Here is a 23,939-nt window from a genome sequence, read left to right as displayed (position 1 = left end):
AAGAGGCGACGGAGATTTCATGGCAGAAGCGGGCGAGCGCGAAAGCCTTTCCACCGATGTCGTGATCGTTGGCGCTGGTCCTGCGGGGCTGGCAGCGGCTATTCGCCTCAAGCAACTCCATCCCGATCTGGGCGTCACCGTGGTGGAAAAATCCGCCGAGATCGGCGGCCACATCATTTCGGGCGCGGTGATGGACCCCAGGGGCCTCGATGCCCTTTTGCCCGATTGGCGCCAAATGGGCCCGCCGGTGGGCCCGGCGGTCACGCGCGACACCTACCATTTCCTCACCGCCAACGGCGGGGTGAGCTTTCCCCATTGGCTGATGCCGCCGCAAACGCAGACGCCAGGAGGAGTGATCGTCAGCCTTGGGGATCTCGTGCGCTGGCTGGGCGAACAGGCGCAGGCGCTGGGCGTCGATATTTTCCCCATGACCGCAGCTGTCGATGTGCTGCGCAGCCCCGATGGGCCGGTGCGGGGCATCATCACCGGCGATCTGGGGCGCGATCATGCGGGCCATCCCAAGCCGGGCTTTGCCGAAGGCATTGCGCTTGAAGCCAAATATACCCTGCTGGCGGAGGGGGCACGCGGCTCGCTCGCCAAGGCGGTGATCGGGGATTTTTCCCTCGCGAACGATCCACAGAAATATGGGCTCGGGATCAAGGAAGTCTGGGAAATTGCCGCCGACCGGCACGAGCCGGGGCGGGTGGATCACTTTCTGGGCTTTCCGCTCGACAACAGCACGTCGGGCGGCGGCTTTGCCTATCATGCGGCGGACCGCAAGCTTTACCTCGGGCTGGTGGTGCATCTTGATTACGCCAACCCGACGCTCTCGCCCTTTGACGAGTTCGGGCGGTTCAAGACCCATCCCAAGATCGCGGCGCTGCTCGAAGGGGCGACGCGCCTCAGTTATGGGGCGCGCGCGCTGGCGACAGGCGGCTGGCAATCGGTGCCGACGCTGGCCTTTCCTGGTGGCGGGCTGATTGGTTGCGCGGCAGGGTTCATGAACGCGCCGCGCCTAAAGGCCATCCACAATGCGATTCTGTCCGGGATGGGGGCGGCCGAAGCGGTGGGCGCCGCCATTGCAGCGGGGCGCCAGCACGACGCAATCGAGGATTTTGCCGGCCGCATCATGGCCACCGGGATCGAGGACGAGTTGCGCGCCGTGCGCAATGTCAAACCGCTGTGGTCCCGCCTAGGCACGGCTATGGGCGTTGCCGCGGCTGGCGCTGAAATGTGGAGCAGCGAAATCCTGGGCCGTTCCCTGCTCGGCACGCTGCGCCACAAGGGTGCGGATTTTGCCGCCACCCGCCCCCTGAGCGAAGTGACGGCCAAGACCTATCCGCGCCCAGACGGGCAAAAGGTGTTTGATCGCGCCGCTTCGGTTTTTCTGGCCAATCTCGCCCATGACGAGGACCAGCCCAATCATTTGCGATTGACCGATCCGACCGTGCCGATCCGCGAAAACCTGCCGCGCTATGGCGAACCGGCCCCGCTTTATTGTCCGGCGGGGGTTTATGAGCTGGATCGCTCAGGGGCCGAACCGGTGTTTCGCATCCATCCGGCCAATTGCGTGCACTGCAAGACCTGCGACATCAAGGATCCCGCGCAAAACATCACCTGGGTTCCGCCAGAAGGTGGCAGTGGTCCCAACTACAGCGGAATGTGACTGACCCGCCGACCGGCCGCACTTGCGGCGCGGTCCCAAAACCGCCAATCTTGCCGCCCAGAACTGGGCCGGTTCGGCCAAGGGAGATCCAAGCCTCGTGTCAATGCTATCCAATCGTCTGGCGCGACCCGCCTTTGTTGCCCTGATGCTGACCGGCCTCGTGGTTCCCCTGGCGGCCCAAACGGCCCCCACGTCCACGCTCGACATGCTGTCGCTGTTCCGCCCCAGCGTGACCGGCTCCTATCTGGCCGGGCAAGGGGCGCTCAAGGATCTGCGCACCGAGGAAGCCGCACGCTATTTCAGCGATGCAGCCAAGGCCGACTGGGACAACCCGGTCATGGTGGAACGCGCCTTTATTGGCCTTGCCGCCGATGGGCAGATCGGGGAAGCGGCCTCCACGGCGCGGCACCTGCTTGAGCTCGACCCCGGCAACCAGCTCGCCGAACTGGTGCTGGCGACCGAAGCGCTCAAGGAGCGCCGCTACGGGGCTGCCGACCGCATGCTGGCCTCGGTGGGCCAGGATAGTTTTGTTGGCATCACGGCGGGCATTTTGCGGGCCTGGGCGATGATTGGCGACAATCGGGTCAAGGAAGCCGACAAGCTGCTCGATGGCCTGGGGCAGGGTGGGCTTGAGGATTTCCTCGTGTTTCATCGCGCTCTCATGGCGGAAGCGGCCGGGGACAACCAGCGCGCCATTCGCTATGCCGGCCAGGCCTTTGATGCCGAGCCCGGCGTTGCCCGAATCGTCGAGGTTTATGCCCGCGTGCTCGCCAATGCCGGCGAGTTCGACCAGGCCAAGGCTGCCATCGCCAAGTTCCAGGATGCGGGGCTGAGCCATCCCGTCGTCACCATCGTCAAGGAAGCGGTCGATGCCGGGCAGCGCCCCGGGATCTTTGCGGCCAATGTGCAGGTTGGTGCGGCCGAAATGTTCCACGGCATCGGCGTGGCGCTCGCGCGCGACAGCAGCATGGACGTCTCGGTAATGTTCCTGCGCCTAGCGCTGTATCTCGATCCGTCGGCCGATGTGGTGGCGCTGGCCCTCGGCCAGGTGCTTGATGCGGCCGACCAGCATGACGCGGCCAACCGCATCTATGAAAGCGTTCCGGCCAATTCGGCGATGAAGCCAACCGCGGTGGTTCGGGTCGCCCAAAACCTCGACAATATGGGTGATCGTCCCGAGGCGCTGCGCCGGCTGGGCAATATCGTGGCGACCCAGCCCGATGACCTCGATGCGGTGTCGGTTTATGGAGACATCCTGCGCACCGACGAGCAATACGCCAAATCCATCGAGGCCTATTCCACGGCGCTGGACCTCACCGGCGGCGAGAATGCATCGGATTGGCGCTTCTATTATGTGCGCGGCATCTCCTATGAGCGCAACAAGCAGTGGCCCGAGGCCGAGCGCGATTTCCTCAAGGCGCTTGAACTGCGACCCGACCAGCCGCAGGTGCTCAATTATCTGGGCTATAGCTGGATCGACAAGGACATGCACCTCGTAGAGGCACTGGCCATGATCGAAAAGGCCGTCGCTGCCATGCCCCAGGATGGCTATATCGTCGATTCGCTGGGCTGGGCCTTCTACAAGCTTGGCCGCATGGAAGAAGCGGTAAAGACCCTCGAACAGGCCGTGCAGTTGCAGCCCAACGACCCCGAGATCAACGACCATCTGGGCGACGCTTATTGGCGCGCGGGGCGGCGGCTCGAGGCCAAGTTCCAGTGGAATGTGGCGGCCTCCGTGGACGATATCGGCGTCGTCAAGGAGCGTGTGCAGCCCAAGCTGGCCAATGGTCTGGACGAACAAACGGCCGCCCAGTAGTTCGGGGCATGGGGCAGTATTGGACGCAGTCGGCGCCAGCCAAGGTCAATCTGGCGCTGCATGTCACCCGTCGGCGTGACGACGGCTACCACGACCTGCAAAGCCTGGTGGTGTTCGCCGACTTGGCCGACGAACTGGAAGCGGCGCCAGCGGCCAGCGACAGTCTTGCGATCACTGGCCCTTTTGCGCGCGGCCTGAGCGGTGGCGATACCAATCTGGTGTCGCGTGCCGTGGCCGCCTTTCGCGCCCGCTGGCCTGAGGCCGTGCCGCCGGGCCTCGCTATGCGGCTGCGCAAGAACTTGCCGGTGGCCGCTGGCATTGGCGGGGGCTCCGCCGATGCCGCTGCGGCGCTGCGCCTGCTCGCCGATCTGTCGGCCACGCCGATCCCTGTCACGGAACTGGCTGAGTTGGGAGCAAGGTTGGGCGCGGATGTCCCCGCCTGCCTCGTATCCGCCCCTCTGGTGGCGCGCGGGGTAGGGGAGATCCTTTCGCCGCTGCCAGCCTTCCCCGAATGCTATCTGGTGCTGGTCAATCCGCTGGTGCCGGTCTCGACGCCGGAAGTGTTCCGGCGCCTCCTTAAAAAGGACAATCCAGGAATGCCAGCCTTGCCTGAGCCGATGACCCGGCCCGCGCAACTGGGCATCTGGCTGGCGGAAAGCCGCAATGACCTGCAGGCGCCGGCAGTGGAACTGGTGCCCGAGATCGGCCGCATCATTGCTCGGCTTGGGGCGGCACCCGGCTGCATGCTGGCGCGGATGTCGGGATCGGGAGCAACGGTGTTCGGGCTGTTCGGCTCGGGTGCGCAGGCGCATCAGGCGGCCCATGAAATGCGTCGGGCGACGCCAGACCATTGGATTGCCGCGGCGCCGGTACTCGGGCCCTAGAACAGGCGCATCACGCTGAATTCGACCACGTCGGCCAAGAGCGCGTTCATCGCCCCAGCGGGAGCGGCGTTGAGCGCGTCGCGGGCGGCACCCGCATGGGCATGGGCCTGCCTTATGGTGCGCCCAAGGGTATCGTGCCGCTCCATAATGGCAACAACGCTGCGCACCTGATCGTCGCTCGCCTGGGCATCGCCCAGCGCGCCGGTGATCACTGCGCGCTCGGCCTCGCTGGCATCGGCCAGCGCCAAAATAACGGGCAGCGTCATCTTGCCTTCGCGCAGGTCATCGCCGCTGTTCTTGCCCAGCGTATCGCTTTCGCCCCGGTAATCGAGCACGTCATCCACCAGCTGGAAGGCGGTTCCGAGCTCAAGCCCGTAGCGGGCCAAAGCCTTACGGCCCGGCGCATCGGCGCCGCCCGACATCGCGCCCACTTCGCACGCGGCCTGGAACAGCACCGCAGTTTTGGCGCGGATCACTTCGGCATAGTCTTGGGGCGTGGTGGAAAGATCGCCAGTCTTGGCCAACTGGAACACTTCGCCCTCGGCCATGGCGGCCGACGCGGCGGAAAGCACGCCCAATGCTGCAATGTCGCCAGTTTCCACCATCATCATGAAGGCTTGGCCGAGGAGGAAATCGCCAACGAGGATCGAGGCCTTATTGCCCCACACCATGCGGGCAGCGGGCTTGCCGCGGCGCATATCGCTTTCATCGACCACATCGTCATGCAGCAGCGTGGCGTTATGCATGAACTCGACAGCGGCGGCGAAATTGATGGCCGAGCCCGTGCCCTTGCCGAACAAGGCAGCCGCAGCCACGGTCAGCATGGGGCGCAGGCGCTTGCCACCGCTTTCGATGAGGTAGCGGGCCAGCTCGGGCACCATTTCCACATGCGAATCTGCCCGCGCCAGGATCAGCGCATTGACCTTGGCCATGTCAGCGGCAGTAGCATCGATCAGCCGATCAACTGCATTGGCACTGAATGCCGGTTTGGATTGCGTAACAACAGACACGCGGTACGGTCCTCGTTTGCCCCTACTGGCAAATCTGGTTGAGCCTGATGCGCTTGCCACTTAAGCTCGCGTAAAAACCGGCCAATTGGGTGCGATGTCCCTAGACCAGACCAGCGACTTTGTCCAACAGCAAACCACGACGTCAGACGCCTTTCTGGGCGGCCGCATCACTGTGCGCCAACCGGCGCGGGGCTTCCGGGCGGGGCTCGACAGCGTGCTTTTGGGGGCTTCGGTACCCCCTAGCGCGCAAACACTGCTGGATCTGGGCAGTGGCGCGGGGACCGCGGCCCTCGTGGCCCTCGCGCATGCTCCGGCCCTGCGCGCCACGCTTGCCGAGCGCGATGAGGCCATGCTGGCGCTCGCACAGGATAATGCGGCCGCGAACGGCTTTGCCCACCGGGTGAGATACGCGCATGCCGATGTGGCCGGGCCGGGAAGTGCGCGTCAGGCGGCCGGAATCGAGGAGAATGCTTACGAGACGGTTATCGCCAATCCGCCGTTTTTCGATGCTGCCCGGGGCACGCTGGCGCGCGTACAGGGTCGGGCGGGAGCCCGGCACATGCAAAATGAACAACTGGAGCTCTGGGTCAAATCAGCCGCGGGCGCTGCGGCGGGCGGCGGCGAGGCCATTTTCATCTATCCCGCGCAGGGGCTGCAAGCCTTGCTGGCCGCGTTTGGCCGACGGTTCGGGGCGCTGACCATCCTGCCGCTCTGCGCGCGGCCCGATGGTCCTGCCACCCGAGTGCTGCTGCGCGGCATCAAGGGATCGCGGACGCCGTTGACGCTGCTTGGCGCGCGGGCGCTCCATGAGGCAGATGGCCGGGCGTTCCGGCCCGAGTTTGAAGCAATCTTCCGCGGCGAGGCGCGGCTTGTCTGGTAATCCCCCTAGATGCACCCTAAATGGGGCGGCGAGCTTGAAAGGAACCCGATGGCTGTTCAAACCCCTGCCTGGATGGGCCGGATCTGGCGTCGCCTGGGCGGCAACAAGACGGTCATCCCCGTGGTTCGGCTTCACGGCGTGGTCGCCGCTGAACAGCGCCAGGGGCGGCTGAGCATTGCTTCGGTGGAGCCCTTGCTGCAGCGCGCCTTCGCCATCAAGTCAGCGCCAGCCATCGCCATCGTGGTCAATTCTCCCGGCGGCTCGCCGGTGCAGTCGCGCCTGATCTCCAAGCGCATTCGCGACCTGGCCGACGAGCATGGCAAGCCGGTTCTCGTCTTCTTGGAGGATGCGGCGGCGTCCGGGGGCTATTTCATTGCCGTGGCGGGTGACGAGATCATCGCTGATCCCTCTTCGATCGTGGGCTCTATCGGCGTGATCATGGCCGGCTTCGGGTTTGTGGGCGCACTGGAAAAGCTCGGCATCGAGCGGCGGGTGCACACGGCAGGCCGCAACAAATCCACGCTGGACCCCTTCTTGCCGGAAAATCCGGGCGATGTTGAGCGCATCAAGGCGGTGGAGCTCGATATCCATTCGGTCTTTATCGAGCATGTGAAAGCGCGGCGGGGCGACCGGCTGCGCGCGCCGGACGATGTGCTGTTCACCGGCGAATGGTGGCCTGGGCTTCGCGGCGTTGAACTGGGGCTGGTGGATGCGATCGGCGACCTGCATGCAACGCTGCGCACCCGCTACGGCGCCGATGTCGTGCTCAAGTTCATTGCGCCCAAGCGGTCCTGGTTTGGCGTGCCACGCCTCAGCTTTGCCGCTGAACTGCCCGCCGCCATGACCGCTACGCTGGAGGACCGCGCCTTGTGGTCCCGGCTGGGACTATAGCCAATGACCGCAGTTCTGCTTCGCCTCGCCATCTATCTCGTCATCGCCGCGGCCATCTATCTGGGTGTTCGCAAGATCTGGCGCGACTGGCAGGGCCAGTTCAAGAGCCAGGATGAGGAAGCCCGGCGCCTGCGCCGCGAGGGTGACCAGGCCGAGCGCGCCAAGCCGGGCGTGATCGATCTCAAGCGCGACGCGGACGGCACCTACCGGCCGGGCGGACCCGGCGACGAGAACAATCGCCGTTGACCGCTCCCGGCAGCCTCAATAGAGGATGGACCCGCACAAAGGGACCACGCCCATGACTGACCGCCCCGCCCATATGGACCCCAAGAACTCGTTCCAGGGCATGATCCTGACGCTCCAAAATTTCTGGGCCGAGCAGGGCTGCGTGATTTTGCAGCCCTATGACATGCAGATGGGCGCCGGCACCTTCCATACCGCGACCACCTTGCGCGCGCTGGGCCCCAAGCCTTGGAACGCCGCTTATGTGCAGCCTTCCCGCCGGCCCAAGGACGGGCGCTATGGCGAAAATCCCAACCGCCTGCAGCACTATTATCAGTTCCAGGTTATCCTGAAGCCGTCGCCACCCGACATCCAGGAGCTTTATCTCAAGTCGCTGGCGGCGATCGGTCTTGATAGCGCCCTGCACGACATCCGCTTTGTCGAGGATGACTGGGAAAGCCCGACGCTGGGCGCCTGGGGCCTTGGCTGGGAATGCTGGTGCGATGGGATGGAAGTCAGCCAGTTCACCTATTTCCAGCAGGTGGCGGGCTTTGAATGCTCGCCGGTGCCGGGCGAAATCACCTATGGGCTCGAGCGCCTCGCCATGTATGTGCAGGGGGTCGAGAACGTTTACGATCTCAACTTCAATGGTGGCGGCGGCAACTCCAAGGTCACCTATGGCGATGTGTTCCTGCAGAACGAACAGGAGCAATCCAAGTATAATTTCGAGGCGGCCGATACCGAGATCCTGTTCCGCCATTTCGCCGATGCGGAAAAGGAATGCCGGGCCATTCTGGAAGCAGGCCGCGAGGGCGACCGCCACACCATGGCCGTGCCGGCCTATGAGCAGGTGATCAAGGCTTCGCACAATTTCAACCTGCTCGACGCTCGTGGCGTCATCTCGGTGACTGAGCGGCAAAGCTATATTCTGCGCATTCGCGAACTGGCCAAGGCCTGTGGCGAAGCCTGGCTGCACACCGCGGGCGGTGGCGCCTGAGGCGCCAGACCCCGCACGCCGCTGCAATGGACAAGGCTTCGTCCCCTTGCTAGGCACACCCCACACGCTCGAACGCCCGGTTTAAACCATGCCCGATCTGCTGCTCGAACTGTTTTCCGAGGAAATCCCTGCCCGTCTTCAGCGCCGCGCTGCCGAAGACTTGCGCAAGGCGGTGACCACAGCGCTGGTGGATGCGGGTCTCATTTACGAAGGCGCCAAGGCGTTCGTGACGCCGCGCCGGTTGGCGCTGACGGTTTCGGGCATTCCGCCGCGCTCGCCCGACACGCATGAAGACAAGAAGGGCCCCAAGGTTGGCGCGCCGCAACCGGCGATCGATGGGTTTTTGCGCTCGGCGGGGTTGAGCTCGATCGAGCAGGCCAAGATCGAAAGCGACCCGAAAAAGGGCGAGTTCTACGTGGCCCATATCCACAAGCCCGGCGCCGAGGCCGCAACGATTCTGTCGGGCCTGCTGCCGCGCGTGATCGCCGATTTTCCCTGGGCCAAGTCGATGCGCTGGGGCGCGGGCAGCACCAGCTGGGTGCGCCCGCTGCGCGCCATCACTGCGACCTTTGGTACCGAGAATGACGAGCCGATTGTGATCCCCTTCGAGGCTGCAGGGGTTGGGTCTGGCCAGACCACTTATGGTCATCGGTTCCTGGCGCCCGGAGCCATTCGTATCCGGCGCTTTGAGGATTATCTGATGGGGCTCGAGCGCGCCAAAGTCGTGCTCGACCTCGACCGGCGCAAGGACATCATCCGCAGCGATGCCGAACACCTCGCCTTTGCGCGCGGCCTGTCGGTGATTGGCGACGAAGGCCTGCTCGAGGAAGTGGCAGGGCTGGTGGAATGGCCTGTGGTGATGATGGGCGCGTTTGACCCGGCCTTTCTGGAACTGCCCGAAGAGGTGATCATCGCCACCATTCGCGCCAACCAGAAATGCTTCTGCCTGCGCGACGGGGCAGGGCGCCTGGCCCCCTATTTCATCATCACCGCCAATACGGTGGCGATCGACGGCGGCGCCGCGATCATCGCCGGCAATGAGCGCGTTATTCGCGCTCGCTTGTCTGACGCCAAGTTCTTCTACGAAGGGGATTTGGCGACTCCGCTCGAGCACGGTCTGCCCAAGCTCGAAGACACCGTGTTCCACGCCAAGCTCGGAACCCAGTTTGCTCGCGTCGAGCGCCTGGTGAAAATGGCAGGGCAGATCGCCCCGCAGGTGGGGGCCGATCCGGAACGCGCCAAGCGCGCCGCCATGCTGGCCAAGGCTGACCTCACCACCGGCATGGTCGGTGAGTTTCCTGAGCTGCAAGGATTGATGGGGCGCTATTACGCCCTGGCGCAGGGCGAGCCTGCTGACATCGCCAATGCCATCGAGCAGCACTACAAGCCGCTTGGTCCTACCGACGAGGTCCCCAACGATCCAGTCGCGATCGCCGTAGCGCTGGCCGACAAACTCGATCTGCTGACCGAGTTCTGGCGCATCAACGAAAAGCCCACCGGCTCGCGCGATCCTTTTGCGCTGCGCCGTGCCGCCTTGGGCGTGATCCGGATCATCACTGAGAACAACCTACGCTTTCCGCTGTTGGTGGAGCCGGACCTGCTGGCCTTCTTCCATGACCGGCTCAAGGTGTCGCTGCGCGATGCGGGCGCCCGTCACGATCTGATCGATGCGGTGCTCTCTCCCGAAAGCAATGACATGTTGCAGATCACCCAGCGTGCCGAAGCGCTGTCGTCGCTACTGTCCTCGCCCGACGGCATCAATCTGCTGGCCGGCTATCGCCGCGCCGCCAATATTCTTGCTGCTGAGGAAAAGAAGTTCTCGTTGACCTATGATGGCGAGGTCAAGCCCGAGCTGTTGCAGTTGCCCGAGGAAACCGCGCTGGCCGCGGCCGTGACGACGGTGCAGCCGGCAGTGGCGGCCCGGGTGGCAGAGGATGATTTTACCGGCGCCATGGGCGATCTGGCGGCCCTGCGCGCCCCGGTGGATGCGTTCTTTGAAGCGGTGCTGGTCAACGATCCCGATCCGGCCACGCGCATAAATCGGCTCAACCTTCTGGGGCGCCTGCGCCAGACAATGCATCTGGTGGCCGATTTCTCCAAGATTTCGGGCTAGCTGCGGATGGAACCCCGGGGGTAGCTCCGCTCGTTTCCCCTGCCACATCTAAGCTGCGGCAGGAATGAAGATATGAGCGTTGGATTATTGGCGTTGCTCGACGATGTCGCGGGACTAGTGAAAGTTGCCGCGGCGTCGCTCGATGACGTCGCGGGGCAAGCCGCCAAGGCAGGCGCCAAGGCAGCGGGCGCGGTGATCGACGATGCCGCTGTCACACCTAACTATGTGCACGGCTTTACCGCCGATCGCGAAGTTCCCATTATCGGCAAGATCGCGCTGGGTTCGGTCAAGAACAAGCTGATCTTCCTGTTGCCCGCGGCATTGCTGCTCTCGTTTTTCGCACCCTGGGTGATCACGCCCTTGCTGATGATCGGTGGGGCGTATCTCTGCTACGAGGGAGCCGAAAAGGTTTTCCATGCGGTCCTACCCCATCAGGCTGAGGCGCACGAGGCCGCACTGGTGCCGGCGGCGATCACCGCCCAGACCCTTGAGGACCAGAAGGTCGCTGGCGCGATCAAAACCGATTTCATTCTTTCCGCCGAGATCATGACCATCGCGCTGGCCAATATTCCGGTCGAGAACGTCATCACTCAAGCGATGGTGCTGGCCTTGGTCGGCATCGGCATCACGATCTTGGTTTACGGTGCGGTTGCGCTGATCGTCAAAGCCGATGATCTAGGATTGCTGCTGGCCAAAAAGGGCCGCACGGGCGCCGGGCGCGCTTTCGGCCGCGGGCTGGTGACCGGCATGCCAGGCTTCATGCGCGTGCTGAGCCTTGTGGGTACTGCGGCCATGACCTGGGTCGGCGGCAGCATTGTCGCGCATGGCCTGTACGAGTTCGGTTGGGACCTGCCTGAACACATCATTGAAGGGGCCGCTCACTGGGCCGAGCACACCTTCAGCTCGTTTGCGAGCCTTGCGGGATGGTTCGCTACCGCCTTTGTGGACTTTTTCTTCGGTCTGCTGCTGGGCACGCTGCTGATTCCGGTGGCGGGCTATGTGGTCTCCCCGCTCTGGGGTGTGATCAAGCGGATGCTGCCCAAGCGCGCCGCTAAACCGGCGGCGTAAAGGCGGCTCGCTTGGTCTTGAAGGGCGCCATGCCCTCATTGGCGAGCTGGTCGGCGCGCTCGTTAAGATCGTGTCCGGCGTGGCCCTTGACCCAATGCCAGGAGATGGTGTGGCGCTTGGTGGCTTCGTCCAGTGCCTGCCAGAGCTCGAGGTTTTTTACCGGCTTCTTGTCGGCGGTCTTCCAGCCGTTGCGCTTCCAGCCCTTCATCCAGCTTTGCACGCCGTTCTTTACGTACTGGCTGTCGGTATGCAGTTCGACCGTGCAGGGGCGGGTAAGCGCGTTAAGCGCCTCGATGGCGGCGGTCAGCTCCATCTTGTTGTTGGTGGTCAGCGCTTCCCCGCCGCACAATTCCTTGCGCTTGTCGCCATATTGGAGAATGGCGCCCCAGCCGCCCGGACCGGGATTGCCCGAGCAGGCCCCGTCCGTATGGATCACAACGGCTTCACTCACGGGGCGACGGTGACCTCGACGGGGCGCAGCTGCCGCGGCACGTTGAAGGCGATGTTCTCGACTGCCGTGACCTTGGCCTCGACCTTGATGTCATAGCGTTCGGCAAAGGCCTCGATTACTTCATCGACGAGCTTTTCAGGCGCCGAGGCACCGGCTGAGACGCCCAGGGTGCGAATGCCTTCGAGGCGGCTCCAGTCGATTTCGCTGGCGCGGTCGACCAGCATGGCAACGCGGCACCCGGCCCGTTCGGCTACCTCGACGAGGCGCAGCGAATTGGAAGAATTAGGCGAGCCAACCACGACCATGGCGTCGACCAGCGGCGCTACCGCCTTGACGGCCTGCTGCCGGTTGGTGGTCGCGTAGCAGATGTCTTCCTTGTGCGGGCCATGGATTAGTGGGAAGCGCGACTGCAGAGCCGCCACGATCTCGCTGGTGTCATCCACGGAAAGCGTAGTTTGCGTCACATAAGCGAGGGCTGCCGGATCGCGGGGTGTAATGGCCATGGCGCCGGCCACATCTTCCACGAGCGTAATGGCGCCGGGGGGCAACTGCCCCATCGTGCCCACGACCTCAGGATGGCCATGGTGCCCGATCAGCACGATTTCGTGACCCTCCTCGAAATGGCGCTGTGCTTCCACATGCACCTTGGACACCAGCGGGCAAGTCGCATCCAGAAACATCATGTTGCGGCTGCGCGCATCGGCCGGAACGCTCTTGGGCACACCATGGGCCGAGAACACCACTGGCGCATCGCCCGGCGGAATCTCGCTCAGTTCTTCCACGAAAACCGCGCCTTTTTCGCGCAGCCCATCCACCACATATTTGTTGTGGACGATGGCGTGGCGCACATAAACGGGCGCGCCATATTTCTGCAGGGCGAGTTCGACGATCTGAATGGCTCGGTCGACCCCCGCGCAAAATCCGCGAGGGGCGCACAGCAGGATGTCTAGTTGTGGCCGCTTTTCCATCCCCGATCAGATGCTTTCGCGAGCCGGCCAAGTCAAGCCTTGTTGCAGGCAGGCTAGCTCATAGGCATTATGCGCCGCGCGGCATGGCAGGGATAGCAAGGTGAGTTTGGCCCAGGAAATTTTTGCGATTGCCCCTGCGGTGGGCAAGGCGAACCTATCGGCCTCGCAGCTCAAATTGCTTTCGGGCAAGGCCCGCTGGATTTTCCGCGTCAGCGATGCCGGTTTTCCCACCATTCCCACGATCTGCATCACCCGGGCGGCATGGGAGGCCCTGCAGGCCGAGCGCACGCGCCGGGACGCCAAACTGCGCACCCACTGGATCGCGTGCCTGTTCAAGCTGGTCGGCGATGATGGGCAAACGCCCTATCTGGCGGTGCGCACTTCAGCGGCGTCCCATAATGCGGGCCTGCTCCCTGCCAAAACTGGCATTGCGCCCCCCCTGAGCGCGGCCGATGCCGTTGATCCCAACCGGCCCCTCGGACGTGCGATCAAGAACGCGTTCGACAGCTATGGCTTTGCGCGGCCGGGTTGGGGTGAAGCGCGCCCGGATGACGAACGCGCGCGCCAGATCGTTCTGGTGCAAAGCTCGGCAGGCGGGGCAATCGTGTCCTTTCTCACCCGCAACGCGGCAACCGGGGCGCTCGGGCCAGCTCCCACCGACGGCAATATGCTGCCAGCGTTGCCGGACAGCATAACCGCCCTTGTGGCGCTGCTCGATGCCAAGGCGGGGCGGCATATGTGCTGTTCGGTCGCGGTGAGCGGGAACGAGGCACAATTCTTGTCCGCACGGCCAGTTCAGGCCAGCCCCGCGGCCGAGCTTGAAGCGGCGGTGGACCGGGTGAGCCGCGGCGTCTGGTCACCGCAGAACGCCGTGTCACGCGTGGAGCCTGCCCGCCTGGCGCAGTTGCTGCATCCGCGCCTCAAGGCATCTGCTGCCGCCATTCCCATTGCCACCGGCCTCGGCGTGTCACCGGGAGCGGCCAGCGGTCCCATCGTCTTTAACGCCGAAGACGCAGCGCGCCTGCGCGCTCGGGGCAAGCATTGCATTCTTGTGGTCAACGAAACCGGCCCCGCAGATATCGAAGGCCTGAAGGCCGCGACCGGCATTCTCACCGCTCGTGGCGGCATGTCGAGCCATGCCGGCGTGATCGCCCGCATCACCGGCAAGCCCTGTGTGGCGGGCGTGCGGACCATGTCGGTAAACGCGACAGAAATGGTGTGCCGCATCGGCGAGCGCGATTATCGCACTGGCGACCGGGTGACCATCGATGGCACCGATGGGCAGGTCTATGCCGGGATGTTGCCGCTGAGCCAGCCCCATATCGGGGGCGCGATCGGCACGCTGCTGGGTTGGTCCGATCGCAGCCGCACCATTGCGGTGCGTACCAATGTGGAAACGGTGGAATCCGCCCGCACGGCGCTCAGCTTTGGTGCCGAGGGTATTGGGCTGGCGCGTTCCGAGCACATGTTCTTTTCGCCCGAACGCATGCTGGCGCTGCGCCGCGTGATCCTGTCCGAGGACGGCGACGATCGCAATCGAGCGGTGAACGGGCTGATCGGTTACCAGACCGGGGACTACGAGGCGCTGTTTTCCACCATGCGCGGGCTGCCGGTGACGGTGCGCCTGTTTGATCCGCCGCTGCACGAATTCCTGCCGCGGACTGAGGAAGAAATCGAGGACACGGCGGCTTCGCTTGGCCTGGCTGTCAGGGCGTTGCGGCTGCAGCTGGATCGTATCGCCGAGATCAACCCGATGCTGGGCCATCGCGGCGTACGGCTCGCCATCACTTATCCCGAACTGCTGCAGATGCAGACTCAGGCGCTGATGGCCGGCGCGCGTCAGGCTAGCGAAAGACAGGAAGAGCCGGTGGTGATCGAGGTCATGGTGCCCTTTGTCTCAACCGCGACCGAAGTGGCCTTTGTGCGGGACCGGGTGAATGCCATTGCGGCCAATTCCGGGCTCTTGCGCTCCGACCGGGTGCGGTTTTCCTTTGGCACCATGATCGAGCTGCCCCGGGCTTGCCTGCGGGCCGGCGATATCGCCCATCTCGTGGATTTCATATCCTTTGGCACCAATGATCTGACGCAAACGACCTTTGGCATTTCACGCGACGACGCGCCCACTTTCCTGACCGTCTACCAGCGCAAAGGCATTTATGAGCGTGATCCCTTTGTCACCATCGACGAAAAGGGGGTGGGCGAGATGATTTCCATCGCCATTGCCCGCGGGCGCGCTGCCAACCCCTCGCTCAAGATCGGCATCTGCGGCGAACATGCAGGCGATCCAGCATCCTTGCGATACTTTGCGGGGCTGGGGATCGATTATGTCTCCTGCTCGCCCTATCGGGTGCCGGTGGCGCGACTGACCTTGGCACAGGCAGCGTCTTAAAATTCGGGCTCGCAGTGCCTATGTTGTGAGCGCAGGGCCACCGATGGCGGAAGGGACATTTTGCTCGTGAACAAACTGCCAATGCTGGCGCTCATCCCGCTTCTTTTTGTTTCAGCGCCAGCGTTCGGGCAGTCAGATGGCGCGCAATGTGCCAGCATCCAAAATGGGGTCGAACGTCTGGCCTGCTATGATGCCTTGTTTAGGCCCGGTACTGCCCCCACTGCAGCGCTGGAAGCCGTGCTGGAATCTACCCAGCTGATCCCGGCTCGCCCCAGTGGCCGCGGTCCTGCAACCCTGACTGTGCGCTGTGAGGCGGGGCAGTTGAGCATCTGGTTTGGCTTTGCGGGCAATACGCTATCGGCCTTGGGCAATGATGCCGGTCTGACCCTGCAATATGATCTGCAAACCGACCGCAGTCGTACCTTGCCGGTGGACCCGACCAATACCGCCATCATCATCGGGGATCAGGCGGAAGCCGCCGCCTTTGTCGACAGCCTCGCGGGCGCGACCAATATCACGGCGCGGGTCACGCCGGTGAACTCGCGTTCTCTTTCGGTCCGGTTTCGGGTGGATAGCTTCGTAGACGAGGCGCAGGCTGTGAGGGATGGTTGCAGCTAAGTACTGCGACAAATCAGCCCGAAGGCCTCTTGCCCGGTTCTCGCCATTCTTCATCCACGTCACTGCCTGATTGGGCGTTTACTCCACGCTAACCCTAATAAGACATCATTTCACTGTCGGCCTCTTAGCGTCACTTTTGCCGATCAGTAGTTATGTTGCGTTTTGTTGAGTAGCTGAGATGGCCCTATCAAATCGGTCCGTCGTGCCCGTGCACGCGACCAAGTCGGCTCGTCGCCACCGTCCCCATGCCAAGCTTATGGCGTTTGGACTCGTGGGCGTACTGAGTTATGCGGGGCTCACCAGCGTCGCCTTCAGTCCCGCAGATGCGAGCGGCGAGTTAGCGGCACCGCCTGTTGTCGTCCAGGGCAGTCTTGGCGGTACAACAACGGTACAGACGCCACAATCGTTCGATCACCTGTTCGAGAGCGCTAGCTTTACCGGTCCCAACCGGGCGGAAAAGACCGATCGGCTTCGTCCGAAGCAGGATGCACTGGCAATTTCTCGTAGCTTCGAGGAAGTGCGCACCCGGCTCGCGGCGCTGCGCGTCGCCCCCGGCCAGCCCGAAGCCTTGGGCCAAAGCCAGATCGCCGACGCAGCCATTGAGGCACCGGGCGAGATCGATCCGGGTCCGCGCATGTCGGTGGCTTCCATTAATCCCGAAATCAGCTCCTCCGCCCTTGACGCCATCGCCGGGATTGCCCCGACCAGCACTGCTGGGGCTTTGGGCCAGCCCATGCCGGCGGTTGCCTCCGAGCAACTCGCCTATGCCCGCGCGAATGCGCCGGTTCTTGGTGCCTTTGACACTGGCAAGGCGGTCGAGGTTTCCGACAAGGAGTTGTGGTGCCTGGCCACGGCAATCTACTTTGAGGCGCGGGGCGAAAGCTATCGCGGTCAGGTCGCTGTTGCTCAGGTCGTGCTCAACCGCGTCAAGGATCACCGCTATCCCAGCACGATCTGTGGCGTCGTGTTCCAGAACCAGCACAAGCGCAATGCCTGCCAGTTCTCCTTTGCCTGCGATGGCATCCCTGAGCGGATTTCGGACAAGAAGTCATGGGCGCAGGCGGAAGACATTGCGGCGCGGTTTGTGGACGGCGAATTGTACCTGACCGAGGTCGCCGACTCCACCCACTATCACGCCACCTATGTGCGCCCCGCCTGGGCACCCCGCATGCAAAAGTTGACGCAGGTTGGTCTGCACGTGTTCTACAAATTCAAGCGCGGCTGGCTGTTTGGCTAGAACCGATCAGCAGACGCGATAGCTTTTGCCATATACGCAGGTAAAATCTCTGCCGATCCGCACTGCCGTTGCTGCATTGGCAAAGATCATCGACATGCCAGCCGTTGGAGTGAAAGAGGTCCAGCTCTGGCCGTCCCAGAACGAGAAGCGGTTGCCCGGACCGGGCTGCCCAACCGGCGAGACGCTGATGCCCGGATACTGGATGTGCTCTGAAACCAGCGCGTCAGTAGAATAGGTGCCGGTCGCCGTGACGGCGATATCCACCCAACTCACCCGGCCCGCCTCGATCTTCTTGACCCGGACGGTTTGGAGCGGGTTGGTGTCCACCCCTTCCTCATATTGCACCTGATACTCGCGATCATCAAAGCGCACGAGGCTGGCCGTATCGATGCCAACTCCGCGTTCCCCGGCGATTGCATCAACGACTATGCCAGGTCCAATCGCCGCCAAGGCGGTGGCGCAAACGGCGCCCAGACACATTCCGACTAGCATATGGCGCGTGGGTAGGTTCATGGCTGCGTCCCGAAATGAGGCGGTTTGATCCTGCTTGTTAACAAAGCAGTAACCTTTTTGCCGCAGCCGCAGCAAAGTTCAAACAATATTAGGGTTAACGAGTGGACTGCTAGGCGGAGCGCAGGATCGCCTCGCACGCAGCGATGAAGCGATCCTGCGCTTCGCGCGTCGGCCAGGGCCGGATCAGCCGGTCGAACTGATCAACGTCAAAGGCAGGCAAGCTCGGTGCGCCGAAAAAACGTTGGGCTTCAACAGCCGAAAAGCCGGCCAGATGCACGGCTTCGAAATAAGCGGCCTCGCGATCGGCTTTCTTGATAAGTTTTCCCAAGGCTGCACCGGCTGTAGCAGGGAGGGAAAACCGCAGGTAGATCGCGCCCAGCAGCCGGTCTTCCACCGTCTTGTAGTTGCCGCCCATCGCCGCCTTGAAGGGCGAGATGATGTCGCCCATCACATATTCAGGGGCGTCATGCAGCAGCGCCTGCAGCTGGGCGGTGTTGTCGGCCTCGGGGTTGTGGGCGCGAAACAATTCGAGCACGAGCACCGAATGCTGCGCGACCGAAAAGGCGTAGTCGCCCAGGGTTTGCCCGTTCCAGCGGGCGACGCGGGCGAGGCCATGCGCGATATCGGAAAGCTCGACATCGAGCGGGGAGGGGTCGAGAATATCGAGCCGTCGGCCCGACAACATCCGTTGCCAGGCTCGGTCTTTGCCGCGCGCCATGATGCCCCAAAGCTAAAAGAGTAGTGGCCGAACGCTACTCATCGGGCGTTGATTCGCCAAACGCATAGCTTGCGTAAGGCGGTAGGGAAAGGCGGACAGGCTTGCCCTCGACGGTCGCGGCGGAGGGATCGCTGATCCGGTCGAGCCGCAGGATGGCAACCGCCTGGCCGTTTACCACTTGGCCCAGCCGCCCCGCTTCGCGTTCGCCCGCCAGTACGGCGCTGCCGGAGGGTGCGTCCACACCATCAACGATCACGGGCCGACGGCGTGCCGTGCCCCGATGCTTCATGCGGCTGACCACTTCCTGGCCGACATAGCAGCCCTTGGCGAAGTCGATTCCCTCGAGCAGGTCGAGCCCGATATCATGGGCAAAAGCGTCATTGGCGGGAAAGTCATTGCCCTGGTGCAGGATGCCCTGGGCGATGCGCTGCTCGTGATAGGCCGTGTCGTCCGCGATCCAGCCGCTGAGCGCTTCCACCGGGGCGATCTGACGCCAGCCCAGCCTGACGGGCCCCAGCCGATCGAGATGGCTGATCGCGGCGGGGTCCTGCTCGGTGGCAAAGCCGACGCGGTGGGTTTCCCGGAGATCATCGATCACCACCTGGGCGCGGAGGCGATACATCTTCATGCGCTTGAAGAAATCGTCGGCCACGGAGTGGTGCACATCGAGCCAGATCGCGTCGCCTGCGTAACCGGCCAGGCCTTCGGCGAGGATCTTGCCTTGAGGGGAGAGCAGCGCCCAGGCGACACCGGCTTCGCCCGTGCCATCGCCCTGCGCGGGGATATGGCCGGTGACGACATCGTTGAGCAGCTTGTGGGCGTCAACGCCCGAAAACCGGAACACTGCCCGGTCGGCGCGCAGATAGGTGGTCATGATCGTCTTGCTTCCCCAGACTGTCCGCCCGCAGCGACTGCTGCGGGGCTTTCGGACATGGCGCGAAGCGCTAGCATTTTCAAGAACGCGGCAGGGGTCAACCGCTTGCGTGTTCGCAGGCAGGCACCAGGCGGAATCAGATCTAGCTATTGCAGCGTGCGGTCCAGATTGTATTCGCCCGCGCGGATGCGGTCGGGCAGCAGCGCCACCATTTCGGCAGCCGCATCATCGCCATGCAGTTTGACGAGAGTCGCCAGCGCCGCAAACAGGGAAGCATGAGCGAGCGAGGCGCATTCCACCCCGTCGTCTTCAGCGCCATTCCAGGCTTCCGCCAGATATTCGAGCGCGATCTGACGCTCGCTTTGCTCGTGGCTGGGCAGCTCGATTTCGGCTGCGGTGATGAAGAGAGATTTTCTGGTCGCCATGCCGAGCGGGTTAACATGGATGAACGAGGCTGGCGCACCACAAATGAGTGAACGGTTAACGCAACCTGCGCAAGTTTCGTTAATGCGGCGCGGCAGGCCTATTCAGCGTAGCGGGTGTGGATCTCGCGGGCGGTTTTCTCCGCTTCGATCAGCAGGCGCGTGAGTGCTTCGCGGGCGCTGGGCGTGCAGGCGCGATGAAAACGGGCATAGGCGGTGTAGCCGGCGTTGAAGGCTCCGGCCAGACGCTGGCGTTGGTCATCATCGGGCTCGTCGAGTTCGATCAATTCGGCCATCTGAGCGCGCCAGTCTTCCGTGCCCGCCTCGCAAAGCGGCTGGAGGAAATAAAGGCTCCCCATGATCTCGGCGAGCCGCTCCATGCGCGGCTGATAGGGCGGATCGATCGCCAGCGCCGGCGTGAGGAAGGTCAGACAAAAGGCCGCCGCAATGGGGGCGAAACGCAGCTTCACTTGGATCCTGATCTCCTGATGCAGGGCGCTCTTAGCATTACCCGGCCAGAACGGCGAGGCATTGCCGGATCACGTCGTCGAGCCGGGTCGTCGTGCGAAAGGCGGGCAGCGCTGCGGGATCGACCCATTTGTGATCAGCGATTTCACTGGAGGGCATGATGGTGCCGCTGAAATCCGAGGAAACAAAAACGGCCAGCTGGTAGGTGCCGCCGCCGCCCAGCTGCTGCACCAGCACGGGCTGCGGATTGCGAACGGCAAGGCCCAGCTCCTCCTTGACCTCGCGGATGACGCATTGCTCGATGGTTTCGCCGGGCTCGAGACGGCCCCCCGGGAATGTCCACAAATGCTGATAGGGGGGAAAGGCGCGCTTGATCAACAGCACCTTGCCGTTGCGTACCAACGCCACGCTGGCGGCGTTTGGAAGGTCCGTCATCTCGGCTCCATTTGCGATTCAACACTGCACCCCCTATTTTGGGGCGAGCATCAGGGAGAAGCAAATATGTGTGGTCGCTATGCGGCAACGCTGCCGCCCGAGCAGATGGCGGAACTGTTTCGCCTGCTCAACCGGATCGAGATGGTGCCGCGCTTCAACATCGCGCCCACCCAGCCGGTCGTGGCGATCTGGGAAGAAGCGGGGCGGCGCGAGGCGCATTTTGCCCGCTGGGGCCTCGTGCCGCGCTGGGTCAAGGATCCGCGCGAGTTTCCGCTGCTGGTCAATGCCCGGGTCGAGACCATGGCCGAAAAGCCGGCCTTTCGCGACGCGCTCAAGCATGGCCGCTGCATCATCCCGGCCAGCGGCTATTACGAATGGCACACCGGGCCCGACAAGAAAAAGCAGCCCTATTACATCACCTATGCCGATGGCCGCCCAATGGCGCTGGCCGGGCTTTACGCCACCTGGGTGGGCCCGGAGGGCGAGGAGATCGACAGCGTCGCGACCATCACCGTGCCCACCAACAACCAGCTCTCGGTGATTCACGATCGCATGCCCGCCATTCTCGATGGCGAAGCGATGGAGCATTGGCTGGATGTGCGCGAGGTGCGCGCCGAGGAAGCCCGGCAGCTGGCGCTGCCGCTGCCCGATAATGTGCTGAGCTACCGGCCGGTCTCGACCCGGGTGAACGCCGCTGCAGTTGATGATCCGAGCCTTATCGAGGAAGTAACGCCCGAACTGGCCGAAGCCGCGCCGCCGCTGCGGCGCAAGGCCGCTGGTGCGGGAGCCCAGCTCGATCTGTTCTAGGCGGGAGCAAGGGAATGGAGCAGTTTACCGGTGGATGCCTGTGCGGGAAGGTTCGGCTGGTGGCGTCCGGCCGGCCCTATCGGGTCGGGATCTGCCATTGCCTTGATTGCCGCAAGCATCATGGCGCGCTGTTTTATGCGGCGGCAATGTTTCCGCAGGAGGCCGTGGCGGTCAGCGGGGAGGTGGGGGAGTTCGCCGGGCGGTGTTTTTGCCCGACTTGCGGGTCTTCGGTTTTTGCCCGCTCTGGCGATGAGATCGAGGTGCATCTGGGCGCGCTCGATACGCCCGATCAGCTGGTGCCCAGTTACGAATCCTGGACGATCCGGCGTGAAGCCTGGCTGCCGCCCTTTCCGCTCAGCCACCATTATGAGCGCGGCCGCAACCATGCCAGCCGCTTCGAGGACGAGGGCCCGGCCTAAACGCCGATGCCGAAATAGCCCAGCGCATCGCCCATCGCGTCTTCCTCATAGCCGAGGTGAGAGAGCAGGATGCGCTCAAGCGTACGGTAGACCGTCTTGGCGTCTTCGAAGTGCTCCGGAGTGGGCTCGGTCGCCAGCGCGTTAAGCGCATCAACGAGCCGCAGCAGCAGTTCATGGACGACCACATGCTCGGCCCGCAGCCGCTCGGCGATGGCCTTGAAGGCGGCGCCCTGTTCGGCGAGGGCCGGGAAGATCGCGTAGTCTTCAATCGAATGATGGGTGTCGACGAACTGGCAATATTGCCCGCACAGATTGCCGAAGCGGCGGAAATTGCTGACCATCAGGAGGCCCGAGGTTTCGCTCTCCACCTGTTCGGGCGAAACGGCACCGGTCGAGGCGCGCTCGATCAGGCGCCCCAGCACTTCCATGTTCTGGCGCAGATGATCATGGATCATCTTGAGATGCTGGCCGGGCAGGCGCTGGTCTGGCGTCAGCCCTTCAAGCTTTTGCAGCGGCGGGCGGGTGGCATCGTCCAGAAAGGCAATGTCATCGAGCATGGGCAGGTCCCCTGTGGTTGCCCCGAAATGGGGCAAGCAGGAGATGCGATCAAGTAGGCACGCCCAGGTGACTGGGCCCCGTCAGCCCAGCATCTTGCCGGGATTGAGGATGCCCTTGGGATCGAGCGCATCCTTGATCGCCCGCATCATCTGCAGCGCCACCGGGTCCTTGACCTGGCGCAGGAGGTCCACCTTGAGCTGGCCGATGCCATGCTCGGCCGAAACCGAACCCCCGAGCTTGAGCACGATCTCATAGATGGCGGCGTGGACCGGCTCGGCCCCTGCCATGAACTGCCCGTTGTCGGCGCCGGGCGGGGGGCTGAAATTGAAGTGGATGTTGCCGTCGCCCATATGGCCGAACGGCACGGGGCGGATGCCGGGCACCACCTGCGCGGCGGCAGCCGAGCCTTCTTCGATCAGCCGGGGCACGGCGGCGAGGGGCACCGAAACGTCGTGCTTGATCGAGGCACCTTCGCGCGACTGGCACTCGCTCATCTGTTCGCGAAAGGCCCACATGCGGGTGCGGTCCTCAAGGGACTCGGCGACCACGGCATTGTCCACCAGCCCTTCGGAGAACGCAGCTTCCAATGCTTCCTGCAGGAGGCCCGGCCGGCCGCCCTTGGGCCGCAGCACCTCGATCAGCGCATACCAGGGGGAGGGGCCGGCGGTGGGATCGCGATCGAGCATGGCGTGCCGCAGCTGGATCTGCAGGCCAATGAGCGGGATCAGCTCAAAGGCGTTGAGCTGCGCGCCCGCGCGGTCCCGCATCAGCTGGAAGAGAGTAAAGGCCGCGTCGGGCGAGGCGATATTGACGAGGGCGGTTTCATATTCCTCGGGTTGGGGGAAGATCTTGAGGGTGGCGGCCGTGATGATCCCGAGCGTGCCTTCGGCGCCCACCAGCAGATCCTTGAGATCATAGCCGGTATTGTCCTTTTTGAGCCCGTTGAGGCCCTGATAGAGCCGGCCATCGGCCAGAACCGCCTCGACCCCCATGCACAATTCCCGCGCATTGCCATAGGCCAGCACATTAACCCCGCCGGCATTGGAGGAGAGGACGCCCCCGATCCGGGCCGAGCCTTGCGAGGCCAGCCACAAGGGAAACATGGCGCCCTCGGCTTCCGCCGCCCGGTGGGCATTTTCCAGCACAACGCCCGCTTCGGCCACCATGGTGCCGGCACCCGCATCGATGGCGCGCACCCGATCGAGCCGCGCGAGGCTCACGATCACCTCGTCGCCGCGCAGGGGTACCTGCGCACCCACGAGGCCGGTATTGCCGCCCTGCGGGATAATGCCCACGCCATGCTCATTGGCCCAGCGGGTCAAAGCCTGCACCTGCTCAACCGAGCCGGGCAGGGCTACCGCTGTTGCCGGGGTGTGGAAGCGCTTGCGCGGCTCATGCAGAAACGACCCCATCCGCTCCGGGGAAGCGATCACCTGATCGGCACCCAGCAGGGATTGAAGCTGGGCGATGGTCTCGGCTGGGCTGAGTGGCATGGAAAACCCCGGCTGGTGCAGT

The 23,939-nt window shown here is 63.8% G+C and carries 25 protein-coding genes; 14 read left to right on the top strand and 11 right to left on the bottom strand.

Annotated elements, in window-relative coordinates; genetic code table 11:
- Window positions 1-19: 19 nt before the first annotated feature.
- The 3 genes from AC3YMN_RS14830 to AC3YMN_RS14820 all read left to right on the top strand — a co-directional run bounded on the left by AC3YMN_RS14830 (window position 20) and on the right by AC3YMN_RS14820 (window position 4,366).
- Window positions 20-1,666, top strand: coding sequence for an electron transfer flavoprotein-ubiquinone oxidoreductase (locus AC3YMN_RS14830; protein WP_489890591.1), 1,647 nt, complete (start codon window positions 20-22; stop codon window positions 1,664-1,666).
- A 103-nt stretch (window positions 1,667-1,769) separates the two neighbouring features.
- Complete coding sequence (locus AC3YMN_RS14825; RefSeq protein ID WP_489890717.1) at window positions 1,770-3,482, top strand: tetratricopeptide repeat protein; 1,713 nt, start codon at window positions 1,770-1,772, stop codon at window positions 3,480-3,482.
- Between the two features lie 8 nt (window positions 3,483-3,490).
- A complete protein-coding gene (locus tag AC3YMN_RS14820) occupies window positions 3,491-4,366 on the top strand; it encodes a 4-(cytidine 5'-diphospho)-2-C-methyl-D-erythritol kinase (protein ID WP_489890590.1) in 876 nt (291 codons plus the stop codon).
- On the opposite strand, the gene AC3YMN_RS14815 is transcribed toward AC3YMN_RS14820, so the two are convergent.
- On the bottom strand, window positions 4,363-5,376 hold the full coding sequence (locus AC3YMN_RS14815; protein WP_489890589.1) for a polyprenyl synthetase family protein: 1,014 nt from the start codon (window positions 5,374-5,376) through the stop codon (window positions 4,363-4,365). The two genes, AC3YMN_RS14820 and AC3YMN_RS14815, sit on opposite strands and share 4 nt — an antisense overlap.
- Window positions 5,377-5,470: 94 nt before the next feature.
- Here AC3YMN_RS14815 and AC3YMN_RS14810 point away from each other — a divergent pair, with 94 nt between their 5' ends.
- The 6 genes from AC3YMN_RS14810 (at window position 5,471) to AC3YMN_RS14785 (ending at window position 11,547) form a co-directional block, all read left to right on the top strand.
- A complete protein-coding gene (locus tag AC3YMN_RS14810) occupies window positions 5,471-6,256 on the top strand; it encodes a tRNA1(Val) (adenine(37)-N6)-methyltransferase (RefSeq protein WP_489890588.1) in 786 nt (261 codons plus the stop codon).
- A gap of 48 nt (window positions 6,257-6,304) precedes the next feature.
- Window positions 6,305-7,147: a S49 family peptidase gene (locus AC3YMN_RS14805; RefSeq protein WP_489890587.1), complete on the top strand. Its 843-nt coding sequence runs from the start codon at window positions 6,305-6,307 to the stop codon at window positions 7,145-7,147.
- A 3-nt stretch (window positions 7,148-7,150) separates the two neighbouring features.
- On the top strand, window positions 7,151-7,393 hold the full coding sequence (locus AC3YMN_RS14800; RefSeq protein ID WP_489890586.1) for a hypothetical protein: 243 nt from the start codon (window positions 7,151-7,153) through the stop codon (window positions 7,391-7,393).
- A 52-nt stretch (window positions 7,394-7,445) separates the two neighbouring features.
- On the top strand, window positions 7,446-8,366 hold the full coding sequence (locus tag AC3YMN_RS14795; RefSeq protein WP_127752213.1) for a glycine--tRNA ligase subunit alpha: 921 nt from the start codon (window positions 7,446-7,448) through the stop codon (window positions 8,364-8,366).
- Between the two features lie 88 nt (window positions 8,367-8,454).
- The gene (gene glyS, locus AC3YMN_RS14790; RefSeq protein WP_489890585.1) at window positions 8,455-10,479 is read left to right on the top strand and encodes a glycine--tRNA ligase subunit beta; all 2,025 of its coding nucleotides are present in this window, start codon (window positions 8,455-8,457) and stop codon (window positions 10,477-10,479) included.
- A gap of 72 nt (window positions 10,480-10,551) precedes the next feature.
- Window positions 10,552-11,547: a DUF808 domain-containing protein gene (locus AC3YMN_RS14785; protein WP_489890584.1), complete on the top strand. Its 996-nt coding sequence runs from the start codon at window positions 10,552-10,554 to the stop codon at window positions 11,545-11,547.
- Here AC3YMN_RS14785 and rnhA read toward each other — a convergent pair.
- Both rnhA and ispH read right to left on the bottom strand, forming a co-directional pair.
- Window positions 11,531-11,998 carry a ribonuclease HI gene (gene rnhA, locus AC3YMN_RS14780; RefSeq protein WP_489890583.1) on the bottom strand — a complete coding sequence of 156 codons (468 nt, stop codon included), beginning with the start codon at window positions 11,996-11,998 and terminating at the stop codon, window positions 11,531-11,533. The two genes, AC3YMN_RS14785 and rnhA, sit on opposite strands and share 17 nt — an antisense overlap.
- Window positions 11,995-12,966: a 4-hydroxy-3-methylbut-2-enyl diphosphate reductase gene (gene ispH, locus AC3YMN_RS14775; RefSeq protein WP_489890582.1), complete on the bottom strand. Its 972-nt coding sequence runs from the start codon at window positions 12,964-12,966 to the stop codon at window positions 11,995-11,997. Before ispH ends, rnhA begins: the two co-directional genes overlap by 4 nt.
- A gap of 100 nt (window positions 12,967-13,066) precedes the next feature.
- On the opposite strand from ispH, the gene AC3YMN_RS14770 reads away from it, so the two are divergent.
- The 3 genes from AC3YMN_RS14770 (at window position 13,067) to AC3YMN_RS14760 (ending at window position 17,210) form a co-directional block, all read left to right on the top strand.
- Complete coding sequence (locus tag AC3YMN_RS14770; RefSeq protein WP_489890581.1) at window positions 13,067-15,355, top strand: putative PEP-binding protein; 2,289 nt, start codon at window positions 13,067-13,069, stop codon at window positions 15,353-15,355.
- A 66-nt stretch (window positions 15,356-15,421) separates the two neighbouring features.
- On the top strand, window positions 15,422-15,973 hold the full coding sequence (locus AC3YMN_RS14765; RefSeq protein WP_489890580.1) for a hypothetical protein: 552 nt from the start codon (window positions 15,422-15,424) through the stop codon (window positions 15,971-15,973).
- Between the two features lie 178 nt (window positions 15,974-16,151).
- Window positions 16,152-17,210 carry a cell wall hydrolase gene (locus AC3YMN_RS14760; RefSeq protein ID WP_489890579.1) on the top strand — a complete coding sequence of 353 codons (1,059 nt, stop codon included), beginning with the start codon at window positions 16,152-16,154 and terminating at the stop codon, window positions 17,208-17,210.
- Window positions 17,211-17,216: 6 nt separating this feature from the next.
- Here the strand turns inward: AC3YMN_RS14760 and AC3YMN_RS14755 are convergent, their stop codons facing one another.
- The 6 genes from AC3YMN_RS14755 to AC3YMN_RS14730 all read right to left on the bottom strand — a co-directional run bounded on the left by AC3YMN_RS14755 (window position 17,217) and on the right by AC3YMN_RS14730 (window position 20,640).
- Window positions 17,217-17,723 (bottom strand): hypothetical protein, encoded by a 507-nt coding sequence (locus tag AC3YMN_RS14755; protein ID WP_489890578.1) that lies wholly within the window; start codon window positions 17,721-17,723, stop codon window positions 17,217-17,219.
- A 109-nt stretch (window positions 17,724-17,832) separates the two neighbouring features.
- Window positions 17,833-18,441 (bottom strand): HD domain-containing protein, encoded by a 609-nt coding sequence (locus AC3YMN_RS14750; RefSeq protein ID WP_489890577.1) that lies wholly within the window; start codon window positions 18,439-18,441, stop codon window positions 17,833-17,835.
- Window positions 18,442-18,475: 34 nt separating this feature from the next.
- The gene (gene ygfZ / locus AC3YMN_RS14745) at window positions 18,476-19,315 is read right to left on the bottom strand and encodes a CAF17-like 4Fe-4S cluster assembly/insertion protein YgfZ (protein WP_489890576.1); all 840 of its coding nucleotides are present in this window, start codon (window positions 19,313-19,315) and stop codon (window positions 18,476-18,478) included.
- A 146-nt stretch (window positions 19,316-19,461) separates the two neighbouring features.
- Window positions 19,462-19,740 carry a hypothetical protein gene (locus AC3YMN_RS14740; protein WP_489890575.1) on the bottom strand — a complete coding sequence of 93 codons (279 nt, stop codon included), beginning with the start codon at window positions 19,738-19,740 and terminating at the stop codon, window positions 19,462-19,464.
- Between the two features lie 98 nt (window positions 19,741-19,838).
- Window positions 19,839-20,207 carry a TIGR02301 family protein gene (locus tag AC3YMN_RS14735; protein WP_489890574.1) on the bottom strand — a complete coding sequence of 123 codons (369 nt, stop codon included), beginning with the start codon at window positions 20,205-20,207 and terminating at the stop codon, window positions 19,839-19,841.
- Between the two features lie 37 nt (window positions 20,208-20,244).
- Window positions 20,245-20,640: an NUDIX hydrolase gene (locus AC3YMN_RS14730; RefSeq protein WP_172122622.1), complete on the bottom strand. Its 396-nt coding sequence runs from the start codon at window positions 20,638-20,640 to the stop codon at window positions 20,245-20,247.
- A gap of 66 nt (window positions 20,641-20,706) precedes the next feature.
- Between AC3YMN_RS14730 and AC3YMN_RS14725 the strand changes: the two genes are divergently transcribed.
- Window positions 20,707-21,447: an SOS response-associated peptidase gene (locus tag AC3YMN_RS14725; RefSeq protein WP_489890573.1), complete on the top strand. Its 741-nt coding sequence runs from the start codon at window positions 20,707-20,709 to the stop codon at window positions 21,445-21,447.
- Window positions 21,448-21,461: 14 nt separating this feature from the next.
- A complete protein-coding gene (locus tag AC3YMN_RS14720) occupies window positions 21,462-21,866 on the top strand; it encodes a GFA family protein (RefSeq protein ID WP_489890572.1) in 405 nt (134 codons plus the stop codon).
- Here AC3YMN_RS14720 and AC3YMN_RS14715 read toward each other — a convergent pair.
- The gene (locus tag AC3YMN_RS14715) at window positions 21,863-22,423 is read right to left on the bottom strand and encodes a hemerythrin domain-containing protein (protein WP_489890571.1); all 561 of its coding nucleotides are present in this window, start codon (window positions 22,421-22,423) and stop codon (window positions 21,863-21,865) included. The genes AC3YMN_RS14720 and AC3YMN_RS14715 overlap by 4 nt on opposite strands.
- Before the next feature lie 81 nt (window positions 22,424-22,504).
- A complete protein-coding gene (locus AC3YMN_RS14710) occupies window positions 22,505-23,917 on the bottom strand; it encodes an FAD-binding oxidoreductase (RefSeq protein WP_489890570.1) in 1,413 nt (470 codons plus the stop codon).
- Window positions 23,918-23,939 lie beyond the last annotated feature (22 nt).

It is taken from the genome of Devosia sp. Z11_6 (assembly GCF_058133665.1).
This window is presented reverse-complemented; position numbering and strand designations above follow the sequence as displayed.